This window comes from Legionella bozemanae, assembly GCF_001648595.1.
GTDB classification, from domain to species: Bacteria; Pseudomonadota; Gammaproteobacteria; order Legionellales; family Legionellaceae; genus Legionella; species Legionella bozemanae.
Window position 1 is genome coordinate 159,233 of the sequence record NZ_LBAW01000005.1, and the last position, 12,670, is coordinate 171,902.

The following is a 12,670-nucleotide window of genomic DNA, read 5'->3' on the forward strand; positions in this document are numbered from 1 at the left end:
GCAAGAATGAGACTATTGCTAGTTGAAGACGACGAATTACTTGGTGATGCGGTCAAAACCGGCTTAACTCAATTTGGTTATATCGTAGATTGGCTTAGAGACGGTGAAGCTGCTCGCGCCGCGTTAAAATCTGAATCATTTGAGCTAATTATTCTGGATTTAGGTTTACCTAAACTCTCTGGACTCGCATTGTTGCAAAGTATACGCCATGATGGCAATCCAACTCCCGTTATTATTTTAACAGCTCGGGAATCGGTTGAAGATCGCGTAAAAGGTTTAGATAGTGGGGCAGATGATTATTTGATTAAACCTTTCGATCTTAATGAGCTTAGTGCCCGAATCAGAGCTCTAGTCAGACGCTCACAAGGCCGTGCTGATTCTGTTCTACAATATAGAAATATTACTCTAGATCCAGCTGCTCACTCTGTATTTGTTGACGATGTTTTAGTGAATGTTCCACGTAGAGAGTTTGCGCTATTGCAAAAGCTTCTAGAAAACAGTGGTCAGGTTTTATCTCGCGAACAGCTCATGCAAAGTATTTATGGATGGGAAGAAGACGTGGATAGTAACGCGCTGGAAGTTCATATACATAATCTACGTAAAAAACTTAATGCCAATTTTATTCGCACGATTAGAGGTGTTGGATATATGGCAGAAAAAAATGATGGTATTCCTGTATCGTGAAATCTTCTATAAGAAAGTTTCTTCTCATAAATTTATTGCTGGCCATTACTATAACGACCACATTAACAGCTATAGGTAACTACTATCTTGATCAAAAGGACATTCAAGATCACTTAGATAGTTTAATGGCCGTTTCTGCGCTTTCCTACCAAGCATTACTAGGCGACGATCTTCATCAACGCCCTTTAGCGAAAATTCAAGAGGCACTCGAAACAATTCCTAAAAAGATTGATACATACTATCAAAAAAGATTTTTGAATGAAGAGCCTCCAGAAAACTATCTGAATAAGTTTAACTTTCAGGTTTGGACCAATGGGGGCAAATTATTGTTACACTCCTCCTCAGCGCCAAAAATTCCTTTAACCTCGGAGGTTGATGGATTTAGTGATAAGAAAGTGTCTACCCAAGATTGGCGAGTCTTTACTACCTATAATGATAAAGCCGGAATTCGCACCGTTTTAGCTGAGCGTTACGACACACGGAATGAGTTGGGTCATAGAATTGCTCAAGATGATCTCTATATTATGCTTTTGACTTTCCCGTTATCAGGTCTGCTCATATGGATTATTATTGGGCGTGGCCTAGATAGTCTAGATAAAGTCGCTGAAGAGGTGGCTAACCGCGCGCCCACCCATCTTGAACCGGTTGATTTACACGAAGTTCCAGAAGAAATTAAACCTGTAATCGATGAATTGAATAAATTGTTTTTCAGACTAAAAGAAGGATTTGAACGAGAAAAACGTTTTGCTGCTGATGCAGCACATGAATTACGCACTCCGCTTGCTGCGCTAAAAACACAGGCACAAGTTGCATTGCATTCTAATGATATAGAAGAAAAAAATCAGGCATTACAAAAACTTATTGCAAGTGTTAATCGCAGTACTCATATAGTGCAGCAGCTACTTACTATGAGCCGACTTGTACCAGAAGCTGCTCACATGGAGGAAAAAGATGAGGTCAATCTCAGTCGATTAACTCGGGAGATACTTGCTATGCTTGCGCCCGCTGCTGTGGAAAAACAAATTGATCTAGAATTTGAAAGCGATGTAGAAAATCTCACAATTTATGGTAATTCAACTGCTTTGGGAATATTAATTCGTAATCTTGTAGATAACTCAATACGATACTGTAATGAACATGGAAGAATTATCGTTCGTCTGGCCAAACTGCAAGACGAAATAATGCTTGAAGTGAGTGACAATGGACCCGGTATTCCGGCTGAATTACAATTGCGTGTTTTCGAGCGTTTTTTCCGTGTTCTTGGGAACAAAAGTCCGGGAAGCGGTCTTGGCTTAGCAATAGTTCAGCAAATTGCCGAGTTACATGGTGGAAGACTAATGCTGGATACCCCCAAAGAAGGCACAGGTTTAATTGTAAGATTCTTTTTACCTATCCAAGAAAAGTAATCTGGACGTTTTGTAGCAGCGGAACCCAGGATCAAATGTTCATTCATATTTAGAAAACCCGGGGTTCCGCTGCGCTGCACCCAGGCTACAATCATCCACTACAATTATCGAGCCGCTAAAACTTGCAGTGCATCACGAATTAACTGCTCGCAACTTTTGGAACTATCATTCACTTTATTGACTGCTTTTAATGCTTCCTGGGGCTTATAGCCCAGTGCTTCCAAAGCACTAACTGCCTCATCCTGACCACTCATCATGAGAGCTGATTTGTCATTGAGGGAGACAGAAGCAGATACAGAGAATTGCTTCATACTATCACGCATTTCAACGACTAAACGCTCGGCTGTCTTTTTACCTATCCCAGGTAATTTCATTAAAAAAGAAGCGTTTTCTTGTTGAATACATTGAATAAACTCATTTGGAGTAATACTGGAAAGAATCGACATAGCAAGTTTTGGACCAATACCATTTACTTTAATCAAAGCTCTAAATAATTCCCTTTCCTGTCTCTCCAGAAAACCATAAAGCAACAAAGCATCTTCACGTACTATAGTATGTATATGTAACCCTACTGAACCACTATGGTTATCAAGCTGAAAAAAGGTATTTAATGAGGTTTCCACATCATATCCAACCCCTTGGACATTAAGGACCAATTTTCCTGGTTGATGTTTATCAATTATTTGTCCATCCAACCAACCAATCATCTTTTTCTTCTCCTTAATCCTCGTCTGCCAATCACTGATGATAGATTATGGCGCATATGACTATGACAAATTGCTATTGCCAAGGCATCCGCAGCATCTTTTTGTGGCGCCTTATTCAGGGCAAGAAGATGTACAACCATGTGACTTACCTGAGCCTTTTCTGCAGCACCATACCCAACTACCATTTGCTTAATTTCTCGTGCAGAATACTCACTTACTTTAACACGATGCGATGCTGCTGCCACCATAGCAACACCGCGTGCATGCCCTAATTTTAAAGCTGAGTTTGGATTTTCATGCATAAATACTTGTTCAATAGCTACTTCTGTAGGTGAATAATGGTCCATTAATTGACAAATACCATCATATATTTGTAATAACTTTTGGCTTAACTCACCCTCTGGAGCAGTACGAATGCAACCACTATCAATGTATTCAATTTTACGATCTGACTCTTTTATCAAACCGTATCCAGTAATCCTTGAACCAGGATCTATCCCTAAAATTATGGCCATTAATCTATTGATTCTAATTGTTTTTCTGAAAACTCTGCATTGCTGTATACTTCTTGTACATCATCTAGGTCCTCCAGCATATCAATTAACTTCAGGAGACTTTCTGCTGAATCATCATCGATAGAGACCAAAGTTTGCGCACGCATGGTTAAATGAGATTGTTCAATTTCTAGACCCGCTGCTGTAAGTGCATTTAATACGCTATGATACGCCTCGACAGGAGTAATCACTTCAATTTGACCTTCATCTACCGAAACATCATTTGCCCCTGCATCTATGGCAATCTCCATAACCCGCTCTTCAGATTGTCCTGGTGCCATAAGAATCTCACCCTGATTAGTAAAGAGATAAGATACCGAGCCGTCTGTTCCCAAATTACCACCATTTTTCGTGAACGCATGACGCACTTCGGATACAGTTCGATTTTTATTATCTGATAAACAATCTACAAGAACTGCAATGCCGCCAGGCCCATAACCCTCATAACGCATTGCAACCATCGCTTCACCGTCAAGTCCACCCACACCACGCTTAATCGCATTCTCAATTGTATCGCGTTTCATATTCGCACTAAGCGCTTTTTTAACTGCATCCCTTAATCTAGGATTGGAGGATTCCTCTCCTCCTCCCATACGAGCAGCTACGGTAATTTCTCGAATTAATTTAGTAAATATTTTTCCACGTTTTGCATCTTGAACGCCTTTACGAAATTTAATATTTGCCCACTTACTATGACCAGCCATCTTACTACCTCTAAACCTTATTAATTTTGTATAAATTATACATGCTCTTTTGTTAAAAAGAATAACTTAGCTTATATTTGGGCTCGACATTTTTAACTTTTTTAGACTATAGTAGCCCCAGCATGCAGTTTTTAATTTATTGCAAATAATATTACCTGGGTGAGCTTGGAAATAGATACAGTTAATTTGGATTCCGCTCTCCACCCAAAGTGACTCAATGAATCCATAACACTAAAGGAGATCAACAGTGTATTTGCAGGGATTTGGTAATCATCATCAAACTGAAGCAGTTCCAGGCGCTTTGCCAAGTAGCCAGAATTCACCACAACACTGTAATTTAGGTCTTTATGCCGAACAATTAAGTGGGACAGCCTTTACTCGTCCAAGACAGAATAATTTACGAAGCTGGCTTTACCGCATTCTACCTTCTGTAGTTCAAGGCACATACCAAGCTTATGAAATGGAGTTATTTAAACCCTATCATGCAGAACAATCTCCAAATCCCATGCGCTGGTCTCCGCTGGACCTGTTTAAAGAGGAAGACTTTGATTTTGTCGAAGGCATGTTTCATCTTGCAGGAAACCACCATGTAAATGCATATATTTATCATTGCACCCGGTCCATGCAAAATAAATATTTCGCCAATAATGATGGGGAAATGCTTTTTGTTCCTTACTTGGGAGAGGTGAACTTACATACTGAGTTTGGAAAATTAAATATATGCCCAGGCATGATAGCTGTTATTCCCCGCGGCGTTAAATTCAAAATGGAGCTCATTGATTCTGAAACAAAAGGATATTTATGTGAAAACAGCGGCAGCCCGCTCACGCTACCTCCATTAGGATTGATCGGAGCTAATGGTTTGGCTAATCCACGACATTTTCAATATCCCACTGCTGCATTTGAGCAAGGCATTACGCAAGCGACCCTTATATGTAAGTATCAAAATAAATTATGGACAGCAAAATGCAATCACTCTCCGCTGAATGTAGTAGCCTGGCATGGCAATTATGCTCCTTATTGTTATGATTTAAGTTTGTTTAATACCATTAATACAGTAAGTTTTGATCACCCAGATCCATGTATTTTTACCGTATTAACTTCAGAAAGTGATACACCCGGAGTTGCCAATTTGGATTTTGTCATTTTTCCTCCTCGATGGATGGTTGCCGAACATACATTTAGGCCACCCTATTATCATCGTAATTATATGAACGAACTCATGGGGCTTGTCCGTGGCGAATATGATGCAAAAAAAGAAGGATTCTCACCTGGTGGGGTAAGCATTCATAATTGCATGACGCCGCATGGACCTGATCAAATAAGTTATGAAAAAGCAGTGGCGCAAAAATTAGAACCTGAACTTTATTTGAATACTTTAGCCTTCATGTTCGAAACTAAAGATGTATGGAAAGTTACCGAGCAGGCTATGCGTATTCCACAGATGCAAAAAGATTATGCAGATTGCTGGCAAGGACTGAAAGCAAATTTTACATGCCCATAGTATGATATTGGTGGAGGTGTAGCCATAGCGAGAAAAATTAATACCATAAATCTGTAGGCAAATTAGTCTTTGAACAAAACACTCTTTTTTGCCTACTCGCCGTGCTTTATGCACGGCATCCACTCGACCTGTAGGAAGACACAGGATCCGGATTCCATGTATAAAGTGCGGAACATAAGCATTTTGTTTTATGCGATAAGATGCGTTTGCTCTGATAAATCCCGAATTCTGCTTCGCTTCACCCTATCTACAGAACTCAAGCAAAAATCTTAAATCCTTTATTTAAAGTACAGTCAATATACTGACTTGCTAATTGATGATAAGTGACAGCATTCATCAGAGTACTTTTTATAGAAACACTTCCATCTGCATTAATAGTATATTTAACAAATTCAAAAATAGGATTGCCGCGAGCAATCGGATTATCCAAAGTAAAATGGTTTATTGAAGCAGTAATTCGGCTGTTATCAATAACAAGAAAAGCATCTGGTTGCACTGCTCCAATAAGGGAAGTGGAAGGCATTTTTTGTGGGTTGCACTCTTGAACATTCAGGACTAAAGTAATTTTTTTCCCTTGAGAAACTGCGTCAGCTATTTCCATAAATGTTGTTAATTGTTCTGCTTGAACCCCTGATGATAAAGCAAGTAAAGCAGATAAAATCATTTTCTTCATTAAAACTACTCCTTATCTTTGATATTAACAATAAAAAAATAGCCTGGGCGAAACGAAGGACTTTGAAAAGTCGCAAATTCCTTCATTGGCCCAGGCTACAGTACAGTTCATAAAATCTTTTTTACGGTTCGATCCCTAAAACAAATCTTCCTGTGTTAATCCCATTTTTTCCAACAAACCACGCAATGTTTTTAATGCTTCAACTTGGATTTGACGAACACGTTCTCGTGTCAAATCAATTTCTTTACCCACATCCTCAAGTGTTGCTTTTTCAAACCCCCTTAAGCCAAATCTTCTTGCAATAACCTGCTGTTGATTTTCAGTCAATTTATCCAATAGAGACTCTATATGTAAACGCAAGTTTTCATTAGTTAAGAGCTCTGCAGGATTTACACTGTTTTCATCAGCAATAGTGTCTAATAATGATTTATTTTCATCAAAGCCTATGGGCGTATCAACAGAGGCTACTTTGTCATTCAATCCTAATAACTTTTGTACATCTTCTAAAGGTTTATCAACCATTTCTGCAATTTCTTCGGGTGAAGGCTCATGATCTAATTTTTGGGTCAGTTGCCTTGCAGCTCTAAGATACACATTCAGCTCTTTAACTACATGAATAGGTAAACGAATAGTCCGTGTTTGATTCATAATAGCACGTTCAATTGTTTGTCTGATCCACCATGTGGCATAGGTTGAAAAGCGAAAACCACGTTTAGGATCAAATTTCTCAACTGATTTCATTAAACCTAAATTTCCTTCTTCGATTAAATCGAGAAGAGGTAAACCACGATTAAGATAACGACGTGAAATTTTAACTACCAAACGTAAATTAGATTCAATCATCTTTTTACGGGCAGCAACATCCCCTTTCAAAGCAAGGGTTGCATAATGCACTTCTTCTTCAGCACTGAGCAAAGGAGAAAATCCAATTTCACTCAAATAGAGCTGTGTCGCATCCATCATTTTTAAAGCATTTTTACCACGAAATGAGGGAAATGCATTATCATCCGAAAAATCAGGGAGATCGGAATCTTCATCTTCATCTTTTTCAAGAAGAGAATCAATGTCTTCTTCCATTAAGAGTGATTCATCGTCTGGTTCAGACCAATCTTCATCCTTAAGTTCTGGTTCTTTACTTGACTCATCGTCGTGCATTGTTCTTCACCTATAGTATTAGGTCTATCTACATTCCTATTATCTTGGCCAAACTGTCCTGATTTTCTGCGTTTCAATGCACACATTGGTGCTCGAAAATCAGGTCATTTTGACTCAAACTAGCGAAATGTAAACAGCTCTAGTCATGTTGCGAAATTTATTCCATAACTACATTATACTTCATAAAAAAGATTATTGTTGCTATAACTACAAGTCATCTGTCAACCTTTTTGTAGATAATTCAAAGGATTGACTGGGACGCCCGATTTTCTGATTTCAAAATGAACACCCGTATATTTGCGATCGATAACACCTGCTATTGCAATAATTTGTCCTGCTTTTACATGATGTCCTTCGGAAACCATAATCCGTGCATTATTGCCGTAAGCAGTTAAATATTCATGATTATGCTTAATAATAATCAAGTTACCATAACCAGCTAATCCACTTCCAGCATAGGCAACCACACCATCTGCCGCCGCAATGACCCTCTCGCCCTTTTTACATGCAATGTTTATTCCTTTTTTGCCTTGTTCCGGAATAAACGATGTAGTTACCCGTCCACTCACAGGCCATAACCATCCCGAAGCAGAGCGAGCATATCTATTTGCGGGAGAATAAATTACAGAAGGTCTTGCTTGGGGAGTAACAGAATAATGTCTTACAATGGCTGGGCGTACTTTTTGTGTATGTCTTGGGGTAATTCCTCGCAAATTGATTACTTGTCCCACTCTCAAAGAATAAGGTGGATTAATATGATTTAACCGAGCTAAAGTTCTGTAATTGGTATCATAGCGAAATGCAATAGAAAAAAGCGTGTCTCCACGTTTTACCACATATACTTTCTGATAACGCGAATAAGGATTCCATTTTAACTCAGTAACAGGAGCTAAATTATTTCCACAACCAACTAAGGTTATCATGAGGAAAAGACATAAAAATCTTTTGCAAAATGTGGCTATCATTTTATTAAACCTCAAACAAATTGTTTTATTGAATGCAGATCCCATCGAGCCAATTAGCTAATTGATCGAACATTTTGTAATTTGTCATATCCAAATGAAGAGGTGTGATTGAAACATACCCTTCGCTTATCGCATAAAAATCTGTTCCGGGACCCGCGTCAGCCTCTGCTCCAGGCAAACCAATCCAGTAAATAGGCCGCCCCCTGGGATCTTTCTCTTTTACAACAGGCTCAGCACCATGTCGAGTCCCTAAGCGAGTAACTTGTAATCCCTTTATTTTATCCAAGGGCATATCAGGGACATTAATATTTAAAATAGTTTGAGAAGGAAGACGGTGCGTACTTAATTTCATTACCAAATACTTGGCAATAATTGCCGCTGTATCATAATGCTGGATGTTATCCCCTACCATAGAAACGGCAAGGGCAGGCAACCCTAAATAACGGCCCTCCATTGCGGCAGCTACAGTACCTGAATAAAGAATATCATCACCTAAATTGGCACCATCATTAATTCCAGAAACAACCATGTCAAATTCAGTATCTAAAAACCCTGTGACTGCCAAATGCACACAATCCGTTGGGGTACCTTCAACACTATAATAACCATTATCCAATTTTTTAGCTTTTAGCGGTCGTGACAAAGTCAAAGAATTGCTTGAGCCACTTCTGTTTCTGTCAGGAGCAACGACTTCGATATCTACAAAAGTTGATAACTCCTTGGCTAATCGATTAATGCCAGGTGCAAAAACTCCATCATCATTACTTATCAGTACTCTCATCTTTTAACTCATAGGTGATTCAAACCATCTAACCACTGCTAAATGATCAGCTAAATCATGTCTGTTTTGAGTTAAATTGGCTTGTAAGTTTGTATTATTATTATCAATTTTTAATTGTGCTTGTTCTTTAACAATTGTCTCTTGTAACGCCATAATTTTTTTTCCGAAACCTTGAGGACTGAGTTGTAATTGATATGCCAATTTATTCATGCGGCTGGCAAGAGATTCCAATTGTTCACAGGTCAAACCCACTGGTTGTTTGTTTGGACAGGCCTTTAGCGCTTGTTGTAATTCATTCGGATGCGCTTTGTAATAATGTTCATTCTTTGCTGAGCAAGACGTTAACCCTAAAATTATAAATAATACTGCCAAAGATTTATTCATACTCAACCTATTCTAAACTACAAAAAACCGATATTATCATTAGACAAACGCTAACGCCATCATATGAGATAACTATGCTTGATTTTAAATTGCTACGTGATCCTCAAACAGGAGAACAATACATTGAAACTTCTCTTTGCGGTAAACCACTCCTAACTACTCCCCAATTGAACAAAGGCACAGCATTCACAAACGAAGAAAGAAAAGAGTTTGGTTTGTTGGGAAAACTGCCCCATCGCGTTGAAACACTGGATGAACAAGTCAAACGCGCTTATCTACAATATTCCAGTTATACAACTCGTTTACAACAAAATATTTATTTAAATAATTTGCACGATAAAAATCAAATTTTATTTTATAAATTAATCAACCGCCACTTAGGTGAAATGTTACCTACAATATATACCCCTATAGTAGGAACCGCAGTAAAACGCTTCAGTCATGAGTATAGACAACCCCGCGGTTTATATATTTCCCATACAGATAAAAATCAAATAGAAGAAATATTAAAAAATCGTTCTAACCCAGAAATCGATGTGATTGTCGTTACTGATGGAGAAGGCGTCTTGGGTATAGGTGACCAAGGAATTGGAGGAATGGACATTCCTGTTGCCAAATTAATGGTTTATTGTTTATGCGGAGGTATTGAACCGACTCGTACCTTGCCAATATTTCTTGATGTAGGTACAAACAATCAAGAATTACTCAATGATCCTATGTACTTAGGTTGTCGTCATCCACGCATTAGTCCAGCTGCATATGACGATTTTATCTCTACTTTCGTTCATGAAATTCACAAACAATTTCCCAATGCATTTTTACATTGGGAGGATTTTGGTCGTGGCAATGCGCGACGTATCCTGGAAAAATTCCAGGATCAATTATGCACCTTTAATGATGACATTCAAGGTACTGGCGCTGTGACCTTGTCAGCTTTATTAGCAGCCTGTGATGTAACCGGTTCAAAAGTGCATGAACAGCGAATTGTTGTTTTTGGCGCTGGTTCTGCAGGAACTGGTATAAGCGATCAAATTATTGATGCAATGGTGCGTGAAGGGATTAGTCCCACCGAAGCGTATCAACGTTTTTGGTTAATTGACCGTCAAGGTTTGTTACTTAATACTGACCCAGAACTTACTGAAGCACAAAAACCTTATGCACGCGATCCCAAAGAAATAGAAAAATGGACCATCAATGAAAAACAACATCCTTCACTTACTGATACTGTAAGGCATGTTAAACCTACTGTTCTTATAGGGTGCTCAGCTCAACCAGGAGCTTTCTCCCAAGACATCATCGAAACCATGGCTGTTAATTGTGAACGCCCTATTATTTTCCCATTATCTAATCCAGATGAAAAATGCGAAGCCAAACCAGCTGATATCCTAACTTGGAGTCAGGGAAGAGCTTTAATTGCTACAGGTACAGCCTTTCCGGCGGTTGAATATCATAATCGTATGGTACAAATTGCCCAATGTAATAATGCGTTGGTCTTTCCTGGAATAGGACTTGGAGTCCTTGCAGTTAACGCAACAAAATTAACTGAAGAGATGATCCTGGCTGCAGCACATGCTTTATGTCAGTTCGCACCCAGCAAAAAAGAAAGTTACTTGCCTTTATTACCCTCTTTGGATGATGCGCAAACTGTTGCTAAGGAAATTGCAGTCGCCGTAGCATGCTGTGCTATTGATTCAGGACTTGCGCAAAAAAATCATGATGCGGATTTGGAGAAACTGGTAGAAGATATGTTTTGGGAACCTAGATATTTACCATTTAAATTTAAAAGATCATGATGAATGTATAGTCTCTGCGTGAACGGCTGGATTTGAGCGCAGGTTGTGAGCAAAATTTTTCTAAGCAAGCGCAACATACATCAGTATGAAAGAGCATTGATTAGGAAAATCTTCTCGCAAGATGCACCAAATACCAGCTGTTCCCTGGTTGAGCACCTAGCGCTCATTTTAATTGTTATCCGCTTTTACAAAATTTACTTTAATACTTTTCAAGGTTGCTGTATCGGGTTCCCAAGAGCGGGCATATTTAAATACAATTACCGTATTGTCTGGATAGCTTTTTCTTTTCTCTAACCCAAAGGTGAAATGCATTTGCCCGCCGGCACCGATAAGATCAGTCTTCGGTCGTTCATAAGTACTACTTCGGAGCGTTAATAAATTTTTATCAAAGCGCACAATTGACCATTGAAATCCTGTAGTTGGATTTGCGGGTAAGGTCACTACAAAACTTGGCTCATTCACATTAACATTCATGGTTAAATTATCATCTGCATAGCCCATCATTGAAAAACTAAAAAGCAATAAACCCAATACTGTTTTCATTAACAAACTCCTTTTAAATATCTACAATCAGTTTAGCTTACTTTGTTAAATTCTGTTACTTTTTTTATCTTACCCATATTCAGAAAATCAAAAATATAGTTCAATAAAAAATCATAATTGGTATCTGATTTTGAATAAAGTTAACTATTTGACTCTATTAATTAAATTAGATACTCTGCACCAAGCTGAATCATCAAGAGGATTTTATGTTAAACTTAATTGGCTGGACTGAAATAAGTGAAATATTGGATTTAAACGATGAGGCTCAGGATGAAAGTTATCTTTCAGGAATCATTGAACGAGCAGTAAGCACATATCGAGGACGTTCCGGTTTTTTCACTCCTTACCAAGATGGTCAGGAATTTGCAGGCGGGTTACTGGCACCGATTTGGTATCCTGTAGCATCTGCAGTCGGAACAGCATTTATGGCATTTACTGCACTTATTGCAGCATGTTACTTTGTTGGGTATACATTACTTGGACTTTTGTCAATTGTAATGATGAGTGCTGAATATCGTAATACAGCATTGGAAGGAGTCGCCAATAGCCTTGCACTAGTGGGTTTAACACTTCTTGGAACTGCTGCAGGAGCCTTGCTAACCGTTTTTAGTTTTCCACACAGCATTGCTTCGCTATTTACTCGTTCAGCGGCCACAGTTGTTTCGGCAACAACAGATTGTTGTGAAAATGATTATCACTATTCAATTTAATTGTTAGATTGATACAGCCTAATAATCTCTTCTAAAATGCGGAATTACTGTTTCTGGATTCTGCTAAGCTCGCGAGGCCCGCAACGCATATTAATTTTCAATATAAA

At 38.7% G+C, this 12,670-nt stretch carries 14 protein-coding genes; 5 read left to right on the forward strand and 9 right to left on the reverse strand.

Annotation, left to right across the window (positions count from 1 at the left end):
- The first annotated feature begins 6 nt into the window (after window positions 1–6).
- Together A8O27_RS06265 and A8O27_RS06270 are read left to right on the forward strand one after the other, a co-directional pair.
- Complete coding sequence (locus tag A8O27_RS06265; RefSeq protein WP_058459219.1) at window positions 7–684, forward strand: response regulator; 678 nt, start codon at window positions 7–9, stop codon at window positions 682–684.
- A complete protein-coding gene (locus A8O27_RS06270) occupies window positions 681–2,090 on the forward strand; it encodes an ATP-binding protein (protein WP_058459218.1) in 1,410 nt (469 codons plus the stop codon). The genes A8O27_RS06265 and A8O27_RS06270 overlap by 4 nt, the downstream gene beginning before the upstream one ends.
- A gap of 104 nt (window positions 2,091–2,194) precedes the next feature.
- On the opposite strand, the gene ruvA is transcribed toward A8O27_RS06270, so the two are convergent.
- The 3 genes from ruvA to A8O27_RS06285 are packed head-to-tail and all read right to left on the reverse strand — an operon-like array spanning window position 2,195 to window position 4,055.
- Window positions 2,195–2,797: a Holliday junction branch migration protein RuvA gene (ruvA, locus tag A8O27_RS06275; protein ID WP_058459217.1), complete on the reverse strand. Its 603-nt coding sequence runs from the start codon at window positions 2,795–2,797 to the stop codon at window positions 2,195–2,197.
- Window positions 2,794–3,312 carry a crossover junction endodeoxyribonuclease RuvC gene (ruvC, locus tag A8O27_RS06280; RefSeq protein WP_058459216.1) on the reverse strand — a complete coding sequence of 173 codons (519 nt, stop codon included), beginning with the start codon at window positions 3,310–3,312 and terminating at the stop codon, window positions 2,794–2,796. The genes ruvA and ruvC overlap by 4 nt, the downstream gene beginning before the upstream one ends.
- On the reverse strand, window positions 3,312–4,055 hold the full coding sequence (locus tag A8O27_RS06285; protein ID WP_058459215.1) for a YebC/PmpR family DNA-binding transcriptional regulator: 744 nt from the start codon (window positions 4,053–4,055) through the stop codon (window positions 3,312–3,314). Before A8O27_RS06285 ends, ruvC begins: the two co-directional genes overlap by 1 nt.
- Window positions 4,056–4,302: 247 nt before the next feature.
- Between A8O27_RS06285 and hmgA the strand changes: the two genes are divergently transcribed.
- Window positions 4,303–5,559, forward strand: coding sequence for a homogentisate 1,2-dioxygenase (gene hmgA / locus A8O27_RS06290; protein ID WP_058459214.1), 1,257 nt, complete (start codon window positions 4,303–4,305; stop codon window positions 5,557–5,559).
- Between the two features lie 256 nt (window positions 5,560–5,815).
- Here hmgA and A8O27_RS06295 read toward each other — a convergent pair whose 3' ends face one another.
- The 5 genes from A8O27_RS06295 to A8O27_RS06315 all read right to left on the reverse strand — a co-directional run bounded on the left by A8O27_RS06295 (window position 5,816) and on the right by A8O27_RS06315 (window position 9,517).
- Complete coding sequence (locus tag A8O27_RS06295; RefSeq protein WP_058459213.1) at window positions 5,816–6,232, reverse strand: VirK family protein; 417 nt, start codon at window positions 6,230–6,232, stop codon at window positions 5,816–5,818.
- A gap of 135 nt (window positions 6,233–6,367) precedes the next feature.
- Window positions 6,368–7,387, reverse strand: coding sequence for an RNA polymerase sigma factor RpoS (gene rpoS, locus A8O27_RS06300; protein ID WP_058459212.1), 1,020 nt, complete (start codon window positions 7,385–7,387; stop codon window positions 6,368–6,370).
- A gap of 221 nt (window positions 7,388–7,608) precedes the next feature.
- Window positions 7,609–8,352 carry a peptidoglycan DD-metalloendopeptidase family protein gene (locus tag A8O27_RS06305; RefSeq protein WP_058459211.1) on the reverse strand — a complete coding sequence of 248 codons (744 nt, stop codon included), beginning with the start codon at window positions 8,350–8,352 and terminating at the stop codon, window positions 7,609–7,611.
- A gap of 25 nt (window positions 8,353–8,377) precedes the next feature.
- Window positions 8,378–9,133, reverse strand: coding sequence for a 5'/3'-nucleotidase SurE (surE, locus tag A8O27_RS06310; RefSeq protein ID WP_058459210.1), 756 nt, complete (start codon window positions 9,131–9,133; stop codon window positions 8,378–8,380).
- Window positions 9,134–9,136: 3 nt separating this feature from the next.
- Window positions 9,137–9,517, reverse strand: coding sequence for an EexN family lipoprotein (locus A8O27_RS06315; RefSeq protein WP_058459209.1), 381 nt, complete (start codon window positions 9,515–9,517; stop codon window positions 9,137–9,139).
- 74 nt (window positions 9,518–9,591) lie between these two features.
- Between A8O27_RS06315 and A8O27_RS06320 the strand changes: the two genes are divergently transcribed.
- Window positions 9,592–11,310, forward strand: a complete 1,719-nt coding sequence (locus A8O27_RS06320; protein WP_058459208.1) for an NAD-dependent malic enzyme — start codon at window positions 9,592–9,594, stop codon at window positions 11,308–11,310.
- Window positions 11,311–11,478: 168 nt separating this feature from the next.
- On the opposite strand, the gene A8O27_RS06325 is transcribed toward A8O27_RS06320, so the two are convergent.
- Complete coding sequence (locus A8O27_RS06325; protein WP_058459207.1) at window positions 11,479–11,853, reverse strand: protease inhibitor I42 family protein; 375 nt, start codon at window positions 11,851–11,853, stop codon at window positions 11,479–11,481.
- 206 nt (window positions 11,854–12,059) lie between these two features.
- Here A8O27_RS06325 and A8O27_RS06330 point away from each other — a divergent pair, with 206 nt between their 5' ends.
- Window positions 12,060–12,563: a hypothetical protein gene (locus A8O27_RS06330; protein ID WP_058459206.1), complete on the forward strand. Its 504-nt coding sequence runs from the start codon at window positions 12,060–12,062 to the stop codon at window positions 12,561–12,563.
- Window positions 12,564–12,670 lie beyond the last annotated feature (107 nt).

Excerpts from the sequence above, each read along its gene's own strand:
- ruvC (WP_058459216.1), bottom strand. The coding sequence starts at position 3,312 with ATGGCCATAATTTTAGGGATAGATCCTGGTTCAAGGATTACTGGATAC.
- A8O27_RS06295 (WP_058459213.1), bottom strand. The coding sequence starts at position 6,232 with ATGAAGAAAATGATTTTATCTGCTTTACTTGCTTTATCATCAGGGGTT.
- A8O27_RS06325 (WP_058459207.1), bottom strand. The coding sequence starts at position 11,853 with ATGAAAACAGTATTGGGTTTATTGCTTTTTAGTTTTTCAATGATGGGC.
- A8O27_RS06305 (WP_058459211.1), bottom strand. The coding sequence starts at position 8,352 with ATGATAGCCACATTTTGCAAAAGATTTTTATGTCTTTTCCTCATGATA.
- rpoS (WP_058459212.1), bottom strand. The coding sequence starts at position 7,387 with ATGCACGACGATGAGTCAAGTAAAGAACCAGAACTTAAGGATGAAGAT.
- ruvA (WP_058459217.1), bottom strand. The coding sequence starts at position 2,797 with ATGATTGGTTGGTTGGATGGACAAATAATTGATAAACATCAACCAGGA.
- A8O27_RS06330 (WP_058459206.1), top strand. The coding sequence starts at position 12,060 with ATGTTAAACTTAATTGGCTGGACTGAAATAAGTGAAATATTGGATTTA.
- A8O27_RS06315 (WP_058459209.1), bottom strand. The coding sequence starts at position 9,517 with ATGAATAAATCTTTGGCAGTATTATTTATAATTTTAGGGTTAACGTCT.
- A8O27_RS06265 (WP_058459219.1), top strand. The coding sequence starts at position 7 with ATGAGACTATTGCTAGTTGAAGACGACGAATTACTTGGTGATGCGGTC.
- surE (WP_058459210.1), bottom strand. The coding sequence starts at position 9,133 with ATGAGAGTACTGATAAGTAATGATGATGGAGTTTTTGCACCTGGCATT.
- A8O27_RS06320 (WP_058459208.1), top strand. The coding sequence starts at position 9,592 with ATGCTTGATTTTAAATTGCTACGTGATCCTCAAACAGGAGAACAATAC.
- A8O27_RS06285 (WP_058459215.1), bottom strand. The coding sequence starts at position 4,055 with ATGGCTGGTCATAGTAAGTGGGCAAATATTAAATTTCGTAAAGGCGTT.